This window comes from Gordonia westfalica, assembly GCF_900105725.1.
Classification (GTDB): Bacteria; Actinomycetota; Actinomycetes; order Mycobacteriales; family Mycobacteriaceae; genus Gordonia; species Gordonia westfalica.
Window position 1 is genome coordinate 4014791 of sequence record NZ_FNLM01000034.1, and the last position, 21056, is coordinate 4035846.

Annotated in this window: 17 protein-coding genes and 1 pseudogene; 12 read left to right on the plus strand and 6 right to left on the minus strand. The window is 66.9% G+C overall.

The annotated features are described in order from the left end of the window. The first annotated feature begins 152 nt into the window (after window positions 1-152). The 12 genes and pseudogenes from BLU62_RS23870 (at window position 153) to BLU62_RS23925 (ending at window position 12653) form a co-directional block, all read left to right on the plus strand. Window positions 153-536: a cupin domain-containing protein gene (locus BLU62_RS23870; protein WP_074852356.1), complete on the plus strand. Its 384-nt coding sequence runs from the start codon at window positions 153-155 to the stop codon at window positions 534-536. 9 nt (window positions 537-545) lie between these two features. Beyond that, complete coding sequence (locus BLU62_RS23875) at window positions 546-1103, plus strand: dimethylamine monooxygenase subunit DmmA family protein (RefSeq protein ID WP_074852357.1); 558 nt, start codon at window positions 546-548, stop codon at window positions 1101-1103. Beyond that, window positions 1100-2110, plus strand: coding sequence for a PDR/VanB family oxidoreductase (locus BLU62_RS23880; RefSeq protein WP_074852358.1), 1011 nt, complete (start codon window positions 1100-1102; stop codon window positions 2108-2110). Before BLU62_RS23875 ends, BLU62_RS23880 begins: the two co-directional genes overlap by 4 nt. Further along, complete coding sequence (locus tag BLU62_RS23885; RefSeq protein WP_084811874.1) at window positions 2107-3642, plus strand: heme-dependent oxidative N-demethylase family protein; 1536 nt, start codon at window positions 2107-2109, stop codon at window positions 3640-3642. Before BLU62_RS23880 ends, BLU62_RS23885 begins: the two co-directional genes overlap by 4 nt. Beyond that, on the plus strand, window positions 3639-4628 hold the full coding sequence (locus BLU62_RS23890) for a PDR/VanB family oxidoreductase (protein WP_074852359.1): 990 nt from the start codon (window positions 3639-3641) through the stop codon (window positions 4626-4628). Before BLU62_RS23885 ends, BLU62_RS23890 begins: the two co-directional genes overlap by 4 nt. Further along, the gene (locus BLU62_RS23895; protein ID WP_074852360.1) at window positions 4625-5650 is read left to right on the plus strand and encodes a heme-dependent oxidative N-demethylase family protein; all 1026 of its coding nucleotides are present in this window, start codon (window positions 4625-4627) and stop codon (window positions 5648-5650) included. The genes BLU62_RS23890 and BLU62_RS23895 overlap by 4 nt, the downstream gene beginning before the upstream one ends. Window positions 5651-5712: 62 nt before the next feature. Next, window positions 5713-7074: an ammonium transporter gene (locus BLU62_RS23900; protein ID WP_074852361.1), complete on the plus strand. Its 1362-nt coding sequence runs from the start codon at window positions 5713-5715 to the stop codon at window positions 7072-7074. A gap of 215 nt (window positions 7075-7289) precedes the next feature. Continuing rightward, window positions 7290-8651, plus strand: a complete 1362-nt coding sequence (glnT, locus tag BLU62_RS23905; protein ID WP_074852362.1) for a type III glutamate--ammonia ligase — start codon at window positions 7290-7292, stop codon at window positions 8649-8651. 68 nt (window positions 8652-8719) lie between these two features. Further along, a pseudogene (locus BLU62_RS23910) lies at window positions 8720-9615 on the plus strand (class II glutamine amidotransferase domain-containing protein). Further along, window positions 9603-10367, plus strand: coding sequence for a GltB/FmdC/FwdC-like GXGXG domain-containing protein (locus tag BLU62_RS23915; RefSeq protein ID WP_074852363.1), 765 nt, complete (start codon window positions 9603-9605; stop codon window positions 10365-10367). The pseudogene BLU62_RS23910 and the gene BLU62_RS23915 overlap by 13 nt, the downstream one beginning before the upstream one ends. A gap of 209 nt (window positions 10368-10576) precedes the next feature. Continuing rightward, window positions 10577-11914 (plus strand): FMN-binding glutamate synthase family protein, encoded by a 1338-nt coding sequence (locus BLU62_RS23920; protein ID WP_074852364.1) that lies wholly within the window; start codon window positions 10577-10579, stop codon window positions 11912-11914. A gap of 46 nt (window positions 11915-11960) precedes the next feature. Further along, entirely contained in the window at window positions 11961-12653 is a 693-nt protein-coding gene (locus BLU62_RS23925; RefSeq protein WP_074852365.1) for a helix-turn-helix domain-containing protein, read from the plus strand. A gap of 37 nt (window positions 12654-12690) precedes the next feature. Here the strand turns inward: BLU62_RS23925 and BLU62_RS23930 are convergent, their stop codons facing one another. The 6 genes from BLU62_RS23930 to BLU62_RS23955 all read right to left on the minus strand — a co-directional run bounded on the left by BLU62_RS23930 (window position 12691) and on the right by BLU62_RS23955 (window position 20982). After that, complete coding sequence (locus tag BLU62_RS23930) at window positions 12691-13356, minus strand: hypothetical protein (RefSeq protein ID WP_425284609.1); 666 nt, start codon at window positions 13354-13356, stop codon at window positions 12691-12693. Between the two features lie 112 nt (window positions 13357-13468). Then, window positions 13469-14749, minus strand: coding sequence for an MFS transporter (locus BLU62_RS23935; RefSeq protein WP_074852367.1), 1281 nt, complete (start codon window positions 14747-14749; stop codon window positions 13469-13471). A 62-nt stretch (window positions 14750-14811) separates the two neighbouring features. Continuing rightward, window positions 14812-15294 (minus strand): MarR family winged helix-turn-helix transcriptional regulator, encoded by a 483-nt coding sequence (locus BLU62_RS23940; protein WP_074852368.1) that lies wholly within the window; start codon window positions 15292-15294, stop codon window positions 14812-14814. A gap of 228 nt (window positions 15295-15522) precedes the next feature. After that, window positions 15523-17607 carry a PhoX family protein gene (locus BLU62_RS23945; protein WP_074852369.1) on the minus strand — a complete coding sequence of 695 codons (2085 nt, stop codon included), beginning with the start codon at window positions 17605-17607 and terminating at the stop codon, window positions 15523-15525. 440 nt (window positions 17608-18047) lie between these two features. Then, window positions 18048-20114, minus strand: a complete 2067-nt coding sequence (locus BLU62_RS23950; RefSeq protein WP_074853220.1) for a TPM domain-containing protein — start codon at window positions 20112-20114, stop codon at window positions 18048-18050. Between the two features lie 76 nt (window positions 20115-20190). Further along, complete coding sequence (locus tag BLU62_RS23955; RefSeq protein ID WP_074852370.1) at window positions 20191-20982, minus strand: LLM class F420-dependent oxidoreductase; 792 nt, start codon at window positions 20980-20982, stop codon at window positions 20191-20193. Window positions 20983-21056: the final 74 nt, after the last annotated feature.

Here is a 21056-nt window from a genome sequence, read left to right on the forward strand (position 1 = left end):
CGTCACATCGCTGAAACACGCCACTTGTTTCATAACAGGGGACGACGTCCACTCTGAAGAGTCGCCCCGAAACCCGAGGTGACAGCAGTGGACGCCGCGAACAGGTACCCCGACGAGCGCGTACGCGCCCGAGTGAGACATGGAGGAGCATCGTGACGATCGAGAGTGTCAAGGCGTTGGAGTTCCGCGTGACCAGCGATGGTTTCAAGGACCTGCCGAAGATGCCGGAAGCCGAGTACCCGGGCACCGAGGGCTTCATCGGCGACGTCTATGAGAACCCCGACGGCAGCCCGATGTGCAGCGGATACTTCGAACTCCGCCACACCGACGAACCGCTGTACTACGAGTACGAATACGACGAGATGAAGGTCGTTCTCGAGGGCGAGTTCCTCTTGGAGAACAAGGAAACCGGGCAGAAGACCGTGGCCAAGGCCAAGGACGCGATCTTCTTCCCCAAGGGATCGAAGATCTACTTCAGCACCCCGGACTATGCGCTCGCCTTCTACACCGGCCTGCGCGACGCCACTCTCCTCTGATCGGTCGTCATGTCGCAGATCGCGTACTCCAGCGTGCCGGCGTGGGCGCGACCTGGTGACCTGGTCGAGACGACGACACCCACACCGACCGGCAGTTCCTACCTGCTGGTCGGTGTCGGGGACGTCGCCGACGCACTGGGTCGCTGGGAGGCCGACCTCCCGCCATTGGTCACCACACGAATCCACGGCAGCGCCGACACGGCCGCCGAACTGCTTGCCGCGGCGCTCGCCGAGGCCACCGTCGGGATCCGGGTCTGGATCGTCGCCGACGCCGGATCGGCGCTACGGCTGCGCGGCGTCGCAGTGAGCGCAGGCCTCGAAGACGACGAGATCGAGGTCATGACAACGGTTTCCGCCGAACAGGCAGAGGTAGATGTGTTCTGCTCGCACTGCCGGACGGTGACCCGCGCCCGAGCGGCGATCGACGACGTCACCCCCTGCGTGGGTTGCCGACGCGACCTGCTCGTCTACTACCACGTATCCCGACGAACGGGCCAGTATCTGGGCTTCATGGTCGACGCCGAGACCGCCCGACCCCAGTCCACCGGTGAGGAGGTAGTTCTGTGAGCATCACCGTCGCAGAGGCGGATTCGGCCGCAAACGGATCTCCGTCGGCAACCCGCGCCGACCGTGCCGCCACGATGCAACTCGTGGTGTCCGCGATCGACACGAGCGTCACCGGCATCCGCAGCATCACGCTCGCCGACCCGGACGGACGAGCCCTTCCCGGCTTCGTCCCCGGAAGCCATCTGGTGGTGCACGCCGGAGAGTGCACCAACGCGTACAGCCTGACCGGCGACGGCAGACATCCCACGCACTATTCGATCTCGGTCCTCAAAGTCGACGACGGCAATGGCGGATCCCGCTGGCTGCACGAACAACTCGCCGTCGGAGACCTGCTGACCGTCGGACTTCCCCGCAACGCCTTCGCGCCGGTCGCGCGCGCTCGCAAGCACCTGCTGGTTGCCGGCGGCATCGGCATCACGCCCATGGTGTCGCACTTGCGAGCGGCTGTCCGCTGGCGCCGAGACACCCAACTGCTCTATGTCTTCCGTGAAGACGCCGCGGCCCACCTGGCCGACGTGACCGCTCTCGGACGTGGCCGCGCCGAATTGTTCACCGACCGGGTCTCGTTCACCGCGCGTCTCTTCGAAACCCTGCGCGCTCAACCGATCGGCACCCACCTGTACGTGTGCGGGCCGTCGGCCATGATCGACGCGGTCGTCGACGCGGCAGTCGCGGCCGGGTGGCCCGACTCGCGAATCCACTTCGAACGGTTCGGCATCGACGCGCTCGACGCAGGCGACCCGTTCCGCGTCGACCTCACCGAATCGGGGCGGAGCATCGACGTCCCCCCGGGGACGAGCATGCTCGAAGCCCTCGAAGAGGCCGGCGTCGAGGTCCCCAATCTGTGCCGTCAGGGTGTGTGCGGCGAATGCCGCATCCCCCTGGCAACCGGATCACCCATCCACCGCGACCTCTACCTCAGCGCCGAGGAGAAGGATGCCGGTGACGCCGTCATGCCGTGCGTCTCGCGCGCCGCCGAAGGCTGCATCCTGGAGGTTCCCCTGTGACCAGCACCATCCACAACACCACCGCCGCAGCGCAGATCGAGGCCGATCTGGTCGCAGGCTTCCCGTTCCCGTTCCCCGAGGACCGGTATCGCTACAGCACCAACGTCGAACCCGCGGAGCAACTCGTCACGACGCCCGCCGGGCAGTGGGGCACCGCAGTCGTCGACATCGACGCCGAGTACCGAGCCGAACTCGATCAGCGTGCGGCGATCCTCGCCGCCGATCCGACCCGCCACGCGGTCCTCCCGCACATGGTGCCCGCCGCGTGGGACGCGATGTTCACCCTCATGCGCGAACTCGACGCCGCCTACCCCGACCAGATGCACCTGAGCTCGACCGGACCAGACGAATGGTTGTGGCGCAACGACATCCTTGGCATCGAGCAGCACTTCCGTTACGGTGACCCCGACACCCTCCCCGATGAACCACTGCGGTACATCACTTCTCAGGTCCAAGAGGACATCGCTCTCCTCGACCAGCGCAACGATCAGCTCTTCGTCGACGCCGGTGTCGTCACCTTCGCCGCCGACTGGAGCTTCGGCTTCGATGTCGGCATGAGTTTCCTGGAGATCCACGGGCCGGTGCCGCGGGTGCGCAAGGAAGGTGTCATCACCCGGGCCCACGAGTTCCTCAAGCGGCTGCAGCCGCACCAGCCGTACCGGCGGACCAACTGGACCCTGACCATCGACCGCCGCCTCGACGTCTCGACCGAGATATACCCCGAGTGGGGGCCCGACCGGGAAACCATCCAGCTCGTCGACGACGCCGAGTTCGGACGCCGGGTCCACCTCCGCGTCGAGGTGCAACACCTCATCCGGCTCCCCGACTCGGGAGCGGTCATGTTCTTGATCCGCACCTACATGCTCCCCCTGGAGCAGCTGGCCACCGTCGATCCGTGGCGTCGTCGTGCCGCCGAGGTGCTGGCCGAACTGCCCGAGGACATGGCGGATTACAAGGGCATCATCAAGTTCCGGGACCGGGCCGCGCAGTGGCTACGGGCCGCCGCACCCACACCTCCGGCACCTACCGGTCCGGGTATGCCGGTCTGGCCGGCCACTCCCCCGGCGGTCGACACCACCGGGGCGGCCTTCCTCGTCATCGCGGTCGGCGACGACGCCGAGACCGCCCACGTGTCGCGGAACTGGGTCGCGGCCGCCGAGGCGGTCGGTGAAACCCGGCTGCTGGTCGTCGACAGCCTCTCCGACGATCAGGACAGGTCGTCCCTGAACGACGCCCTCGATGCCGCGATCACCGGCACACGGATTCTCGTCACCGGCGGTCAGTACGACGTGATGACCGCGTTGGCCATGGCACGCGAGGCCGGTGCGGTGCCGGCCGAACTGTTGTCGTACGTCGTCCACACCCGTGACCTACCGCTCTACTGTGCCCACTGCCGCAACACCTTCCGCGTCGAAGGACGCGCCGGCGGGGTCGTCTCGTGCCCCGGTTGCGCTCGGGATCTGGCGATCCACGAGCACCATTCGCCGACGATGGGTAGCTTCCTCGCATCAGCGGCCGGAGGTGATGCATGACCGCAGCAGCCATCCCCGCGCATCTGCACCCGGGCTATGCGACCGCGCCGCGCCCGATGCGCGTCGTCACCGTTCGACGGCTGACCGAGGACATCACCCATTTCCGGTTCGCGCCGCTCAACGACGCCCCGCAGGTCCTGACGCCTTATCAGCCGGGCAGCCATCTCATCATCACGGCCGGTGAGCATCGCAACGCCTACTCGCTCGTCGACGACGGCATGTTCCCCGACACCTACGGCATCTCGGTGCTGCGACGCGGCGCCGGTGGCGGCTCGGACTGGTTGCACGACAACCTCTCCGAGGACAGCGTGATCGAGGTGGAGGGTCCGCGATCGATGTTCGCGCCGATCCTCGACCAGCGCGGCGCTCTGCTCGTCGCAGGCGGAATCGGTGTCACCCCGGTCCTGTCCCACGCACGGGCTCTGGCGCGCGAGGGGCGTCGTGCTGACATCGTGTACTCGTACCGTCCCGGCTGCGAAGCCCATCTCGACGATCTCCGTGCGCTCGCCCAGCAGCCGAACATCACCCTGCACGAGGTGTCCGGGGTCGAGGCCACGGCGGAGTTGCTCGCCGAGAGATTCCGCTCCCAGCCGCTCGGAACGCATGCCTATGCCTGCGGGCCGGCCGCCCTGCTCGAGACCTATACAGAACTCGCGGTCCAGGCCGGGTGGCCTACGGCGCGAGTACATCTCGAACGATTCTCCGCGCCCGAGCAGGAGCCCGGCGACCCGTTCACCGTGACGCTGTCCTCCACCGGCAGCCAGATCGACGTGCCGGCCGGTGTGTCCCTGCTGCAGCGCCTCCTCGACAGCGGCGTCGAAGTGGCCAACCTCTGCCGCCAGGGCGTATGTGGCGAGTGCCGAATCCCCGTGCGCGGCGGCACCATCGAACATCGAGACCTCGTCCTGTCCGACGAGGAGAAGGCGCTCGGCGACGCGATGCTCTGCTGCGTGTCCCGGGGCGAGGACATCGAGGTGGATCTGTGACCACAGAAGCGATCCCGACCGCAGCGACCCAGAACTACCTCACCCAACCGGTGGACCGTCTGTCCAGCCTGCCGTGGCCGTTCCCGGACGACCTCGAGGAGTTCTCCTACAGCGTCAACGTCGAACCCGCTCGCATCCCCCGTCGCACGCGGGGCGGTGAATGGGGAAGGCACCTGGTCGATCTCGGTGGTGCCGAGTACCCCGCGATCATGGCCGACCGCCGCCGAATCCTCGACAACGACCCGTCGCGGGTGCGTGTCCGGGCAGGGATGGAGATCGCCTGCTGGGACCTGTTGCTCTACTACCTGCGCGACCTGAGCGCCTCCTACCCCGGCCTCATGCACCTCGACGAGCACGGCGACGGCCGTTTCCACTGGCGCAACGAGATCCTCGGCACGGACCAGCAATTCGTGCTCGGTGACCCGAGTTCCCTTCCCTACGGGCCCATGGAGTTCCTGGCCCGAGAAGTGCCCGACGATCTCCTCCTCGTCACCGAACGCGACGGACACCTGTACTTCGACGCCGGTGTCGTCACCTTCGCCGCGGCGTGGTCGGTTTCCTTCGACGTGGGCATGGACATGTACGAGATCCACGCGCCGGTTCCGCGCATGCTTCGCGAGGGCATCGTCGCCCGCGCCGAACAGTTCCTGCGCAGGCTACCGGCAGATCAGGTGTACCGCAGGGTGAACTGGACTCTGTCGGCATCGGATTCAGACAAACTCGACGTGAGTCTGGAGGAGCTGCCGGCGTGGGCGGCCGACGTTCCAGCCATGGTCACCGACGGCGATTTCGCCAGGGCACGCCTGCGAATCGAACTGGAACACTTCGTCCGGTTGCCGATGTCGGGTGCCGTGACGTTCAATATCCGGACATTCATGGCCTCGCTGGAGGACGTGAAGCGAATACCCGAGTGGGCCGATCAGTTGGCCACCGTCATCGAGACACTCGGTGAGGACATCGCCGCCTACAAGGGATTCCTCGACTATCGCGACAGAGTCGTCGCATACCTACGCGGTCAATGACGCCCGTGAGCTGATGGTGTAAGTAACCCCCGACCTCAAGCCTCCGAACCGAAAGATCGCCCATGGAACCGATACTCGCGGCTAACGCCGACCTGGCCTGGATGCTGGCGGCCTTCGTCTTCGTCCTCCTCATGTTCCCCGGCCTCGCCTTCTTCTACGGCGGCATGGTCGGCTCGAAGAACGTGCTGAACATCATGTCGATGGTCATCTCGACCCTCGGTATCACCGCCGTGCTCTATGTCGTCATCGGCTATGGACTCGTGTCCGGGCCGTCGGTGGGCGGGTGGGGCCTCATCGGCAACCCGACCGACTTCATCGGCCTGACCAACTGGCTGACCGACGACGCTTCCGGTGCGACCCAGACGCTGTACTTCGCGGCGTGGTTCATCTTGTTCGCGGCCATCACCATCGCCATCGTGGCCAGCGGCGCAGCCGGCCGCATGAAGTTCTCCGGGTGGCTCGTCTTCGCACCGATCTGGCTGCTCGTGGTGTACTTCCCCGTGGCCCACTGGGTGTTCTCGGCCGATGTCGACGACGACTACAAGGGCGGCTTCCTGCTCAACAAGGTCGAGATCGTCGACTACGCAGGCGGAACCGCGGTCCACATGAACTCCGGTGTCGCAGCGCTCGCGCTGGCCGTCGTGCTCGGTGCCCGGAAGCGTCGCATGGAGCGACCGCACAACGTCCCGATGACCATGCTGGGCGGCGGCATCCTGTTCTTCGGCTGGTTCGGCTTCAACGGCAGCTGCGCGCTCGGCGCGAACTTCCTGGCCCAGTCGGTCATCCTCAACACGCTTCTCGCCGGTTCCGCGGGCATGATCGGCTTCGCGATCATCGAGAAGTGGCGTGAAGGCCATGTCACCTCGCTGGGCATCATCACCGGTGTGGTCGCAGGTCTGGTCGGCATCACCCCGGCAGCCAGCAGCATGGCCCCGCTCGGTGCACTCCTCGTCGGCATCTTCGCCGCGGCGGTCGTCGCCTTCCTGCTGAGCTTCAAGAGCAGGCTGAAGATCGACGAGACGCTCGACGCCTTCGCCGTGCACGGCGTCGGCGGCATCGTCGGTACCCTCTGCATCGTCCTGTTCGCCAGTGAGGTCGCCCCGGCCGGTGTCCAGGGTGTCCTGTTCGGCGGTGACCCCGACATCATCTGGCGTGAGCTCGCCGGTATCGCGATCACCTGCACGTACTCGTTCGTGATGACCTGGCTCATCGCGAAGGGCCTCGACAAGCTGATCGGCCTGCGCGTCGACGAGGAGACCGAGATGGTCGGCCTCGACACCGTGCTGCACGCCGAGACCGCATACGAGATCCCCAGCGCCAGTGTCGGTCACCCGGGTGGCGGCCTCGCCTCCCTGTCGCCGGCGGCAGCTGCCGAATCGGTGGAGAAGTCGATGCCCGCATCGACCCCACCGGCGCAGGTCTGATCGCGCGGAGAAAGTGAACAACGGCCCGGAGCCCACCGTGAAACCGGTGGGCTCCGGGTCTTTCTCGTCCCGTCACATCGGGCGTCGAAACGACACCGACCGCTCACGAACCCGAAACAGGGACGAAACATTCGGCCTGTCTACTAACGGTAGACATTGATTCACGCGAGTGGACAATCCGACAGGCAACACCTAGAGTCGACCCGGAGCGCATCATGACCACGACCAACGAAACCACCGACACCAGCACCCTCGCCGAACTCTGCGCGGCGAACGACATCAAGTTCATCCTCGCCATGTTCGTCGACCTTCGCGGCAAGCCCTGCGCCAAGCTGGTGCCGGTCGAGGCTGTCGACGAACTCGCGACGGACGGAGTCGGTTTCGCCGGCTACGCGGTCGGTGCCATCGGCCAGGAGCCCAAGGATCCCGACCTCATCGCGGTACCCGACGTCAGTTCCTTCCTCCCCATCCCGTTCATCAAGAAGGGCCTCGCCGTCGTCCAGTGCGATCCGCACGTCGAGGGCAAGCCGTGGCCGTTCGCTCCGCGCAACATCCTCAAGACCCTGGTCGCGCAGGCCGCCGACGCCGGCTTCGAGCCGTGGGTGGGTGCCGAGGTCGAATACTTCCTGCTCAGGCGCGCCGAGGACGGTTCGCTCGTCACTGCCGACGCGGCCGACGACTCCGACCAGCCGTGCTACGACGTCCGCGGGCTCACCCGGATGTACGAGCACCTCACCACGGTGTCCACTGCCATGAACGAGTTGGGGTGGGGCAACTACGCCAACGACCACGAGGACGGCAATGGACAGTTCGAGCAGAACTTCAAGTACGCCGGCGCGCTGACCACCGCCGACCGCGTCGTCACCCTGCGCTACCTCCTCTCGGCGCTGGCCGCCGAGAAGGGCATGATCGCCACCTTCATGCCGAAGCCCTTCGCCGACCGCACCGGATCGGGACTGCACTTCCACCTCTCCCTCACCAAAGGCGGCGAGCCGGTCTTCCCGCAGGTCAGCGACGACGATCGCGGGCTCGGCCTCTCGGACACCGCCTACGGTTTCATCGGCGGCATCCTCGAACACGCGCCGGCGCTGCAGGCAGTCATCGCGCCGACCGTCAACTCCTACAAGCGAACCGGCGCCACCGCCACCCGCTCGGGTGCGTCCTGGGCACCGCGCAAAGCCACCTACGGCGGCAACGACCGGACTCATTACATCCGGGTTCCCGACGACCAGCGCGTGGAACTGCGCGGTGGCGACGGATCGGCCAACCCGTACCTGGCTGCGGCCGCGCTGCTCGGTGCCGGCCTCGACGGCATCAAGCGAAGCCTCGACCCCGGAGCCGTCGGCGGCGCCCCCAGCCACATCGCGGATCTGCCTCTCACCCTGCTGCATGCAGTCGAGGCGTTGGAGTCCGACGCGGTCGTGATGGGCACCCTCGACGCCGCTCTCCCCCAGGACTGGCCTGCCGACCAGGGCAAGGTGTCGACCTACTTCTCGAACCTCAAGCGCGAGGAGTTCTTCAACTGGCACGCCGCGGTCTCCCCCTGGGAAGTCGACCAGTACCTCACAGCCTTCTGACGCGCGCCGCCTTCGGCCGCGAAAGCTGACCCACACCCCAACTCCCCTACGACGTAAAGGATTCGACAATGTGCGGAATCGTCGGGTTGCACCTGCGTAATCCGGAACTCCATCCCCGACTCGGTGCGATGCTCGCCGAGATGCTCGGTGAGATGCAGGATCGTGGCGCCGACTCGGCCGGCATCGCCGTATACGGAAACCCGAGTGGGCTCCTCCCGGCCACGGTTGTGTCTCGCTGCTCGAGCTCGAGGTTCTGCCGGACGAGGTCTCGGCGACGCTCGGTGCGGCGCTCGGCGTTTCAGTTGCGGCAAAGCTCATCGACGACACGCTGGTCGCGTCCGCACCGGTGCCCGCGGAGGATCTCCTCGGTGCCGCCCGGGCCGCCTACCCCGAGGCGCTGGTCGCCGGATTCGGCGCCGACCTCACCGTCCTCAAGGGCGTCGGCGCTCCCCGCGATCTCGCGGAATCCTGGGGCCTGGCAAACGCCTCCGGCTGGCAGGGCGTCGGCCACACCCGCATGGCCACCGAGTCGGCCGTGACTCCGTCGGGTGCGCATCCGTACGCGGTGGGACCTGAGCAGTGTCTGGTGCACAACGGATCGTTCTCGAACCACGCCACGATCCGTCGCGAACTCCGTGCCGAGGGAGTCGAATTCGACAGCGAGAACGACACCGAGGTCGGTGCCCGCTTCGTCGCCCACCAGCTCGCCGCAGGTAAGGATGTCGAAACTGCACTCAAAGAGGTGTGCGCCACCTTCGACGGTTTCTACACCCTGGTGGTCTCCAACCACGACTCCTTCGCCGTCGTCCGCGACGCCATCGCCTGCAAGCCCGCGGTGATCGCCGAGACCGACGACTGGGTCGCGATCGCCAGCGAGTACCGCGCCCTGGCCAAGCTTCCCGGCGTCGAGAACGCCCGCATCTGGGAGCCCGAGCCCGAGGTGGTCTACGCATGGACGCGGTGACACTCGAACAACCTGGGACTCCCGATCCCACCACCCAATACCCCACCGACACGGCGAAAGCTGAGACGATGAGCCCGAACAACCACTTCGATCTCGCGAATACTCCACTGCGAGAGATCAACTCGGCCCTCCACGGCGACATCTCCGGCGAGGTCGTCATCGACAACCCGGCCGGCGCGCACAGCGTCGCGGCGGGTGTCAACGCCCCGGTGAAGATCACCGTCAACGGACACGTCGGCTACTACGCCGCCGGCATGAACCAGCAGGCCGAGGTCACCATCAACGGCAACGCCGGCACCGGTGTCGCCGAGAACATGATGAGCGGCAGCGTCATCGTCAAGGGCAATGCCTCGCAGTCGGCCGGCGCGACCGCGCACGGGGGACTCCTCGTCGTCGAAGGTGATGCGGCCGCGCGCTGCGGCATCTCGATGAAGGGCGTCGACATCGTCGTCGGCGGAAGCGTCGGACACAACAGCGCATTCATGGCCCAGGCGGGACGTCTGGTCATCCGCGGCAACGCGGGCGACGGCCTCGGCGACTCCATCTACGAGACCCGCATCTACGTCCGCGGCGAGGTCGCCTCCCTCGGTGCCGACTGCATCGCCAAGCCGATGAAGGAAGAACACCTGGAGGAGCTCGCCGGCCTGCTGAAGGCCGCAGGCTACGGCGACGACGACCTGAACGCCTACACCCGTTACGGATCGGCCCGCGAGCTCTACCACTTCAAGGTGGACAACGCTTCCGCCTACTGAGTCGACCCTCGCTCCCTGAGGCGCGAGGAGCGTCAGCGAAGCCACCTCGCTCCCTGAGGCGCGAGGAGCGTCAGCGAAGCCACCCCGCTCCCTGAGGTGCGAGGAGCGTCAGCGAAGCCCACCCCGCTCCCTGAGGCGCGAGGAGCGTCAGCGACGAGCCACGAAGGGCCCCAACACCCCTCGCGCCCATCATCGAAAGAGACATCACCATGACCGAGAACCTCAGCGTCGAGCAGCGCGGACTCCGCGAATCCGCCACCTTCGACCGCACCACCATCGCCGCCATCCAGCGGGCGGCCGAGACCGGCATCTACGACATCCGCGGCTGGGGTGCCAAGCGCAAGCTCCCCCACTTCGACGATCTGCTGTTCCTCGGCGCCTCGATGTCGCGCTACCCGCTCGAGGGATACCGCGAGCGTTGTGACACCGACGTCGTGCTCGGCTCCCGCAACGCGAAGTACCCGCTGCACCTGTCGACCCCGGTCACCATCGCGGGCATGAGCTTCGGTGCACTGTCGGCCGGCGCCAAGGAGGCGTTGGGACGCGGTGCATCCGAGGTCGGGACGTCGACGACCACCGGCGACGGCGGCATGACGCCGGAGGAACGCGGCCAGTCCAAGAACCTGGTCTACCAGTACCTCCCCTCGCGCTACGGCATGAATCCCGACGACCTGCGCAAGGCCGACGCCATCGAGGTCGTCCTCGGTCAGGGTGCCAAGCCGGGCGGTGGCGGAATGCTGTTGGGCCAGAAGATCTCCGAGCGTGTCGCCGGTATGCGGACGCTCCCCCAGGGCATCGACCAGCGCAGTGCCTGCCGGCACCCGGACTGGACCGGTCCCGACGACCTCGCCATCAAGATCAACGAGCTTCGCGAGATCACCGACTGGGAGAAGCCGATCTACGTCAAGGTCGGTGCCACCCGCACCTACTACGACGTCAAACTCGCCGTGCACTCCGGTGCGGACGTCGTCGTGGTCGACGGCATGCAGGGCGGCACCGCCGCCACCCAGGACGTCTTCATCGAGCATGTCGGCATCCCGACGCTCGCGGCCATCCCGCAGGCCGTCCAAGCACTGCAGGAGCTCGGGGTCCACCGCGAGGTCCAGCTCATCGTTTCCGGCGGTATCCGCAACGGTGCCGACGTCGCCAAGGCGATGGCGCTCGGGGCAGACGCGGTCGCCATCGGTACCGCGGCTCTGATCGCGTTGGGCGACAACGATCCCCGCTATGCCAAGGAGTACGAGGCCCTCGGTTCGGCCGCCGGCTACTACGACGACTTCCAGGACGGGCGTGACCCGGCGGGCATCAGCACCCAGGACCCGGAACTGTCGGCACGCTTCGACCCGGTGCTCGGCGGCAAGCGTCTGGCCAACTTCCTCCGGGTGATGACCATGGAGGCCCAGACCATCGCTCGCGCCTGCGGCAAGGCACACCTCCAGCACCTGGAGCCCGAGGACCTCGTCGCGATCTCGATCGAGGCATCCGCTATGGCGCGCGTGCCCCTCGCCGGTACGAGCTGGATCCCGGGAGCCGCCCAGTCCTTCTGAGTGGTGAAGTTGGTCGACGGGGTAACCCAGGAGAGGGCGCTGAATCGTGTGTCAACTGACAGTGAACGACCTTGCTCACTATGCTGGCCAGGTGACCGATGATCCCCTGATCCGGAACCAGTCCGGTATTGCACGGGAACGCCCCGTCGACCAGTCGGTCGAGGAACTCGAGCTCGAGACCGCGATCGCGCACAACGTGCGGCGGTTGCGTCGTCAGCAGGGACTGTCGGTGGGCGACATGGCGACCCGCGTCGGCATCTCCAAGGCGATGCTGTCGAAGATCGAGAACGCACAGACCTCGTGCAGCCTCAGTACCCTCGCCCGCCTGGCCAACGGTTTCGACGTCTCGGTGACGTCGTTGTTCCGCGGAGCGGAGATGGAGCGGTCAGCTGTCTTCGTGAAGGCGGGGGAGGGCAACGAGATCGTCCGTGAGGGCTCCCGCGAAGGACACGAGTATGAGCTTCTCGGATCGCTTCGCGGCGAACACAAACGGCTCGAATGTCTGCTCGTGACCCTCACCGAGAAGTCGGTGACCCAGCCGCTGTTCCAGCACGCCGGTACCGAATTCCTGTATGTGCTCGAGGGCGTGATGGACTACGCGCACAGCCGCTCGGTGTACCGGATGCACCCGGGCGACGCTCTTCAGCTCGACGGTGAAGGAGCGCACGGGCCGGTCGAGCTGGTCGAACTACCCGTGCGATTCCTGTCGGTCATCGCGTTCCCCGATTCCGCGGTCTGACCCCCGCGGTCGTGTCCACCGGCCGGCTGAATCGAGGTCAGCTCCGCCCGCCGAGATCGAAGTCGTAGCGGGACGTCGGTACGACGTCGAGATCACGGTCCGCCCCGAAACGCGCAATGCTGTTGAGCATCAACGTCATACGACGATCCAGCTCGGCTTGGTCGCCGGCGCTGCCGTAGAACGCATGGATGTCGGAGACGGCAGTCATCGGAAACAGTTCTTCGACGATCCCGTCGACGAGGGGAGTGCCGTCGGTGAGTGGACGTTCGACGACGTTCTGGACATAGCCGAACGTGGATTGGGTGTCGATCGCCACCTGGGTGTGATCGTCGAGCCAGCGGCTCAACCATTCGTCGCGGTCGAGGTCGGCCGGGCGGCGGAGGAAGGCGATGTTCGACAGTGCGTCGACCCGCGTGCCGTCGGCCGGTATCGGCGGGTTCAGGGGAGTCCGTTCGGTGACCTCCCAGGCCGCGATGGCCCCGTCGAGGTGGCTTTCGAGCGCGGTGACCACCGCGCCCGGGTCAGCCGCCCAGACGGTCACCACGGCGACGATCGGTGGATCGAGTTGGTCGATGCGCATGGCAGGTGACACCGGTTCGTCGCTGATGTTGACCTGAACACGCACCGAACCCGCCGCTGCACAGACCTCCACCAGGGCGGCGGCGTTGTCCCGGGAGAGCTCGGAGCTTCTGACCGCCGCGATCACCTTCGAATGCGTCACGGCGGGTGACGGTACCCGTCCGGTGGGGCAGTGGGCGGCCACTTCGCGAAAGCGCTCGTAACCGGTTGCCGCGATCCGTTGTTGGGCCGTGGGATCAGTACTCCTCGGCTCCGATGAGCGCGGCGTCGGGATCGACGGTGTGCTTGGGTGCGGTCTTCACCAGCGACACTGCGACCAGCGCGACGACGCAATAGCCGGTGGCGAACCACCAGGGTGCGCCGTCGCCGAACCACTCGGCGAGGTAGGCGACGAGCACCGCGGCGACGGCCGCGCCTGCCCAGCGCAGGAAGCTGAAGCCGGCACTGGAGACCGACCGCGGGGTGTCTTTGCCGCCCGACGACATGGCGAGGTCGGTGAACAGGGTGTTCAGGATGCCCGAGGGGAGTCCGGACAGGACGACGGCCAGTCCGATGAGCCAGACCTGATCGCTGAGGGTTCCGACGCCGGCAAGGGCCATCACTATGCCGTAGCCGGTGATCGCCACCAGCACGCCGCCCTTGTCGCCGATGACGCGTGCCAGCGGACCGGCCAGGAAGACACCGGCGATCGCGGTGAGCAGGCCCCAGCCGAAGAAGACGAGACCGGCGTGGATCGGGCGGAGCCCCATGGCGATCGGCGCCCAGGCGATGACGGTGAACAGTGCGCCGGTGTAGAAGGCGGAGCCGAAACCGGCGATCAGGAGCGTGCGATTACGGAGTGCCTTGAGCGGGTCGATGATCCGCACATGGGCGCGGGTGTTCCGCGGGCCGTCGGCGGGGAGCATCACCGCGCACAGCACCGCGCCGATGAACATGAGAACTGCGGTGCCGCCGAAGGGGGCGCGCCAGGTCCATTCGCCGAGCGTCGCACCGATCAGAGGTCCGACGGCGAGTCCGATGCCGAGCGCCGCCTCGTACATCATGATCGCGCCCTGCCGGCTGCCCTTCGCCGAGGAGACGATGAACGCCAGTGCGGTGGCCAGGAACAATGCGTTACCCAGGCCCCAGATGACGCGGAAGGCGATCAGCTGATCGATGTTGCCGGCGAAGGCCGAGATGCCCGCCGCGATGACGATCAGCACGAGGCCGACGGTCAGGGTCCGCTTGGGTCCGAAACGTGATGCGGCCCAACCGGTCAGGAGCATGGCGACGCACTGGACGCCGACGTACACACCGAAGAGCAGGGTGAGCTTGTTCGGGGGAGCGTTCAGCGCCTGGGCGATGCTGTGCAGGATCGGGTCGACGAGGCCGATGCCCATGAAGGCGATGGTGGCCGCGAAGGCGGTGATCCACACGGCCCTCGGCTGCTCGCGGAAGAACGACATCAGCGATGTCGGTTCCTCGGTGTCAGGGGTGGTGGCGGAGTTCGACGCGAGTTTGTCGTCGGTGACGGTCATGAAGATCCTCTGAGCTGATGCTGTCGATATGGGACGAGATGGGCCGGATACGCCTCGACAGGTCAGGTCTTGGCCGCTGCGGATTGCGCGGCCGTGCGTTGCGCGGGGTGCTGGTCCAGCTCGTCGCGAAGTGCTCGCAGTGCGGGGGCCGCCGCGGCAAGCGCTTCGCGGTGTTCGACGCTGAGGTTGGCCAGTGCATTCGTGAGCGCGACATCGCGCCCGAGGCGTATCCGTTCGACCAGTTCCCGTCCGTGCTCGGTCAGGCCGACCAGAACTGCACGACGATCGGCCGGGTCGGGCCGGCGTTCGACGAGGCCGTGCTTGGTCATCCCGTCGACCACCGACGTCGCGGTGGGCATCCGGACGGACTCACGCTCGGCGAGCTCGCCCATGCGCATCCACCCGTGATCGGCGAGGACGTTCAGTGCCGAGGTCTGGGCGGCGGTCAGCTGGACCAGCGGCGCTCGGCGTCGCAGAGCCAGGTAGAGCCGCGTGATGGTCGGCCGGAGGGCCGAGGCGAGCTGTGCGGGATCTGGTGCGGACACATTTAGAAATTCTAATACTTAGAACTTCGAAGTAATACCCGACGGCGCTGTGAGGTCTCCGACACTTGGCCGGATGTCCCGCTGGTTGACAAGCTTGCGACGAGTGGGAGTCCTGCTGGTTGAGTAGGCGAGGAGCTTGCGACGAGTGGGAGTCCTGCTGGTTGAGTAGGCGAGGAGCTTGCGACGAGCCGTATCGAAACCACCACGCGACCGACGCTCGGAATAAGGTCAGACGCCGATCGGGGTCCCACCATCGCGCCAGACCGCGACGACGGACGGCCGCGGCTGGGTGTTGCCGCCGTCGGGCCAGTGCGATGCAGGGTTGTCCGCAGAGTGGTCGTCGAGTTCTCCGGGATGCTGCACGGCGATCAGGATGCGGTTGCTGTCGATGACCGGACCGCACGTCTCGGCGCCCTTGGGGACGGTCAGGAACTGCTTTGTCTCGCCGCGGCGGTCACCGTCGAGAGCGACGGCGAACAGGCCGTCGTTGGAGTCGAGGGCGTTGCCGTCGGTGGAGATCCACAGGTTGCCGTGGGGGTCGAAAGCGACGTTGTCGGGACACGAGATCGGGCTGACCTTGGTCTTGTCGAAGCCGCCGTAGTAGGTGTCGGCGGCGGCAGGGTCGCCGCAGACGAGCAGGAGTTCCCAGGTGAACTCCGTGCCGGTGTGGTTGTCGGTCATCTCCAGGATCTGACCGTTCTTGTTCTCGTTGCGGGGGTTCACGAGATCGGCGGCGGCCTTGCCGTCGGTGCCGCGGTCGCTGTTGTTGGTCAGTGCGCAGTACACCTTGCCGGTCTTCGGGTTCGGCTCGATGTCCTCGGGACGGTCCATCTTGGTGGCACCGACGGCGTCGGCGGCCTCGCGGGTGAACACCGCGACCGCGGCCGGCGACATGCCGGCGATGTACGACCGGGCCGTACCGTCGGCGTTGACGGTGAGCAGGGGCTTCCACGACCCTTTGCCCGCGAACTTGCCTGCCGCGGGCAGGGCGCCGGAACCGTCGACGGGTTCGGCGGTGAACGTCGCGACGTACAAGGTCCCCTCGTCGAGGATGCGCATGTTGTGTTCGCGCGCGGTCTTCGACAGTCCGCTCTTGATCTTTCGGCTCGACACGAACTTGTAGATGTACTCGAACTTCTCGTCGTCACCGCTGTAGGCGACCACCGTGCCCTTGTCGGGCCCGCTGTCGACGACGTAGATGTTGGCCGATTCGTGTTTGAACCGGCCCATCGAACTGTGTTTGACGGGAACGGCTTTCGGGTCGTGCGGGTCGACTTCGACGATGTAGCCGAAGCGATTGGCCTCGTTGGGCTCGACGGCCAGGTCGAAGCGTTTGTCGAAGCGGCCCCAGTGGTGTTCGTCGTCATCGTCGGCGAAGGAGTAGCGCTCGAGGCGTTCGGCGGCCGTCTTGTCGGTGACCTTGCCGGCGTTGGCGAAGTAGTTGTTGAAGTTCTCCTCACCGGAGAGCATCGTGCCCCACGGCGTCAGACCGCCCGAGCAGTTGGCGAAGGTGCCGAGAATGGTGGTGCCGGCGGGGTCGGCGGTGGTCCGGACGAACTCGCTGCCGGCGACAGGGCCGGTCAGCCGGAACGGACTCGCCGCGGTGAGGCGCTGATTCCTGGGTCCGACAACGGTTTTCAGGGCGCCGGAACCGTTCTGCGCGACGACTTCGACAACGGCGATACCCACTGCGGCCATCGCGATCCGCGCCTGTTGCTCGGTCGGTTCACCGTCTTTGTAGCCGGTGAACATGAAGGGCTCGGTGGGGTATTCGAGGTTGGCGACGAGGTAGAAGTGTCCGGGTGCACCGTCGACGGGGATGAGTCCGGCGAAGTCGTTGTTGAAGCCGAACTGGCCGGCCTGGGCCTCGGGGGTCTGGTTGGCGAAGTCGAACTCCGGGGCGCCGGGCAGTACGGGATCGCCCCAGCGGATCACGATCTCCTGTCGATACCCATCGGGGATCACCACGGCGTCCGCGGTGTTGGCCGGGACGGCCGTGAACTTCATACCCGGCAGCGCATCCCCGGAGGCTGATCCGGAAGTCGATGCGCCGGTACCCGATCCGCCGTCGCCACAGGCCGCGAGCACCGATGCCGCGCCGGCCGCGACCGCTGCACCTGCCGAGGTCTTGAGGACGCTTCGACGTGAGACCGCTGCGGTACGCACGACGTCTCGGAAGTACGTGTTGTCGCTGGAGTTCCCGGGGTCGTGACGGCAGGCGTCGCCGCACTTGTAGCGGCAGGTCACATGGGCGCGGGACGACCGCCCGGCGTCGAGGCCGGCGGAGGTGAACAGCGGCAACTGGATTCGCACTCGCAGGACGCTAGGAGAGCCAAGCGAACCGCCGGGTGCTCAGATGTGAACGGGAACCCAACGCGCGGTGGCTCTTCTACTCCCTGAGTGCGAGCGAAGTGCCCCGCCTTCTGCTCCCTGAGTGCGAGCGAAGTGCCCCGCCTTCTGCTCCCTGAGTGCGAGCGAAGTGCCCCGCCTTCTGCTCCCTGAGTGCGAGCGAAGTGCCCCGCCCTCTGCTCCCTGAGGTGCGAGCGAAGCGAGCCACGAAGGGCCCGGCGAGTAGATGTCACCAGCCCTTCGAGGCTCGTCGCTAACGCTCCTCGCACCTCAGGGAGCGAGAGTCGTGTCGCTTCTTTCGGATCAGGGAGCGAGAGTCGTGTCGCTTCTTTCGGATCAGGGAGCGAGAGTCGTGTCGCTTCTTTCGGATCAGGGAGCGAGAGTCGTGTCGCCGGCGGAACGGCCTAGAACCGCCCGCCGGTCCCGATCCGTCCCGACGACCCGGAGCCGCCGAACGAGCCGGGGCTGCGTCCGCCACTGCTGAAGCCGCCGCCGAACCCGCCCGGGTATCCGCCACCGCGGTGGCCTCCGCGTCCGCCGCTGACGGTGCCTCGGAGGAAGCTGTCGACGAGGATGCCGCCGAGGACGGCGCCTGCGGTTGACGAACCGCTGGAGCGCGGTTGCTGCGACTGCTGCCAACGGACGACGTCACCCTGGGCGGCCATCAACGCCTGGTCGGCGAGAGCGCCGGCCTGACGCGCCGACGAGGTCGCGGCGACCGGATCGGTTGCGGCAACGTTCTGCGCCGCCTGGAGTAGGCGCTGCGCCTCGGCAAGACGTGTACGAGCAGTGGACTGGACGGCGCCGCGTCGGGTGCCGATGAAGTCCGACGCCGCGGTCACCTTGGCGGTGGCCGACTCGAGTGCGGCGGTCAGCACCTGTGCGCGGCGGGTGCGTTCGGCGGCGGAGTCCCGTGCGGCGTCGAGTGCATCGTCGAGATCGGCGTCCGCGTCGACCAGGGCGGTGAACGTTCCGAGCGGATCGGCGTCGAAGCCGGCGCGAGCCGCGTCGAGAGCGGTTCGCGCGGCGGTGGAGGCCGCCGCCAGCGCAGGTCCGCCGTCGGCGATCAGCGACGCGGCTTCGGCGAGTTCGGCCTCGACCTCGTCGATCAGCGCCGGCATGCGGGAGTATGCGGCAGAGATGTTCGCGTCCGCATGATCGATCGCGTCGAGGAGCACGGTGGCCTGCTCGATGGAGCCCTCGGCCGAGCGGATCGCGGCGACCGCGGGACCCTGCTGTCCGACCGGTGCGGCACTCGCGGCTCGCCCCTGGTCGGCGGTCGCCTCGGCGAAATCGATCTGCTGCCGGGCGAGTTCGACGTTCGACAGGATCGACGCGAGCGTCTGCTCGCCGTGCTTCTCGGTCAGCGCGGCGAGCTGCTGTGATGCCGGGTCGAGGCGTGCGCGCAGGCCGATGAGCTGCTGGGTGATCGCGTCGAACCGCGCGTCGGCGTTGATCAGCAGGTTGCGCATCGTGTCGAAGGCCTCGACCTGATTGTCGAGCGCGCCGTCGGCGTCTGTGCAGGACGTGATGATCTCGACGAGCATCCGGCGGCGTTCGTCGTCGGTCTCCGGGATGTCATCGTCGAGGCGTTGCCGGACGGTGAAAGCTTGCGCGAGATCGCGTTTCGCACGTTCGAGTGCCTTCGTGAACGGCGCGGTCTCGGCGTCGCCGAACTCGCCGACGGCCAGCCGTAGTTCCTCTTCGCTGGTGCGGATGGCGTTGTCGAGATCGGTGAGCACCTCGCGCGACCACGGATCCAACACGTCGAGAGGCTGCTCCGTGAGCTGATCGACGGTCAGTTCCTGTTCACGCAGGGTCTCCAGGCTGCCGTCGATCCGACGTTGCTTGCGCCGCCGCGAGTAGAGGTACGCGCCGCCACCGCCGACCACCACGGCGCCGCCGACGACTCCGGCGGTGATGACACCGGTGTAGCTGGGGTCGAGGGCATTCGAGAGACCGTTGATCGCGCCCAGGCCGGCCTCGGCCCATTTGCCGTCACGAAGCTGCGGCACGACGTAATCGTTGGCGACGTCCTCGAGGGTCGACTGGTCGAGCCCGCCGATGCTGTCCGGTGCGAACAGGCGATAGGCACGGTCTTCGGTCGCGACGGCCAGCAGTGCGTCGTGGTCACCGAGCTCGCTGGCGACCGCGGTCTGGTCGGCCCAGTTCTCGCTGGTGAGACCGTCGAAGCTGCGGACGTAGACGATCCACATCTGGATGCCGTGCTCGTTGTACAGCTTGTCGACGGCCTCCTCGAGCTGGGCCCGCTGCGCCGGGGTGATCGCCTCAGCCGAGTCGACGACATAGGTGGGCAGACGCGTAGGCGGTTCGGCGGCGGCCGTACCGGCTCCGATACCACCCAGCACGAGGGTCAGGCCGAGCGCGAGACCGATGGCCCCCAGTGCCGCCGAGATACGACGTGCCACGACTTGCCCCCACCCACCACGAAACGCTGATACCCAATGCATGATCACAAATCCAATCAGCCGCCGCATTCGGGTGAGTGTATGTCCGACTCCGACCTCGAGCGGTACCGGCACGTGCTCAACGTCGAGTGTCGCGCCACCGGCACAGGGCTTCGACGGCGGTGAGGTCGTAGTCGGGACCCGTCACGCCGACGGTCAGCAGGGTGACTCCCTCCGCGGCCAGCGCGTCGGCATCGCGGAGCAGCGCATCGACGTCGCCGTCGAACTGCACGGCCGACGAACGTTCGATGGTCTCGGGATCGCGTCCAACCGCTGCGCAGTGCTCAGCGAGCACCTTCGACTTGTGGCGGTACTGTTCGACGTCGTTGAAGCCGTGCCACGCGTCGCCGTGCTCGGCGATGTAGCGCAGCGTCTTCTTCTCGCCGCTGCCGCCGATCAGGATCGGGATGTGGCGGGTGGGTGCGGGATTGAGCTTGGCCAGGCGCGACTTGATCCGCGGTAGTGCCGCACCGAAGTCGTTCAGGCGCGAGCCGACGGTTCCGAACTCGTAGCCGTACTCGTCGTAGTCCTTCTCGAACCAACCGGCGCCGACACCGAGGATGAGACGCCCGCCGCTGATGTGGTCGACGGTGCGGGCCATGTCGGCGAGCAGCTCCGGATTCCGGTAGGAGTTGCAGGTCACCAGCGCGCCGATCTCTACCCGCGACGTCTGTTCCGCCCACGCACCGAGCATCGTCCAGCACTCGAAGTGCTCACCCTCGGGAGCTCCGTAGAGGGGATAGAAGTGGTCCCAGTTGAAGGCGACGTCGACGCCCGCATCCTCGGCACGGCGGACCGCGTCGCGGATCAGCTTGTACTCGGGAGCGTGCTGGGGCTGGATCTGGACACCGATGCGAAGAGGAAAGGCCATGGCGACCAGTCTGCCTGCTTCCGGCGGTGGCGTCGATGTCGGAAGCCGTCAGCACACCGAACGGTCGCCCGCGT

Coding starts and splice junctions, on each gene's coding strand:
- BLU62_RS23890 (WP_074852359.1), top strand. CDS start 3,639: ATGACCGCAGCAGCCATCCCCGCGCATCTGCACCCGGGCTATGCGACC.
- BLU62_RS23950 (WP_074853220.1), bottom strand. CDS start 20,114: ATGCATTGGGTATCAGCGTTTCGTGGTGGGTGGGGGCAAGTCGTGGCA.
- glnT (WP_074852362.1), top strand. CDS start 7,290: ATGACCACGACCAACGAAACCACCGACACCAGCACCCTCGCCGAACTC.
- BLU62_RS23955 (WP_074852370.1), bottom strand. CDS start 20,982: ATGGCCTTTCCTCTTCGCATCGGTGTCCAGATCCAGCCCCAGCACGCT.
- BLU62_RS23900 (WP_074852361.1), top strand. CDS start 5,713: ATGGAACCGATACTCGCGGCTAACGCCGACCTGGCCTGGATGCTGGCG.
- BLU62_RS23920 (WP_074852364.1), top strand. CDS start 10,577: ATGACCGAGAACCTCAGCGTCGAGCAGCGCGGACTCCGCGAATCCGCC.
- BLU62_RS23875 (WP_074852357.1), top strand. CDS start 546: ATGTCGCAGATCGCGTACTCCAGCGTGCCGGCGTGGGCGCGACCTGGT.
- BLU62_RS23915 (WP_074852363.1), top strand. CDS start 9,603: ATGGACGCGGTGACACTCGAACAACCTGGGACTCCCGATCCCACCACC.
- BLU62_RS23935 (WP_074852367.1), bottom strand. CDS start 14,749: ATGACCGTCACCGACGACAAACTCGCGTCGAACTCCGCCACCACCCCT.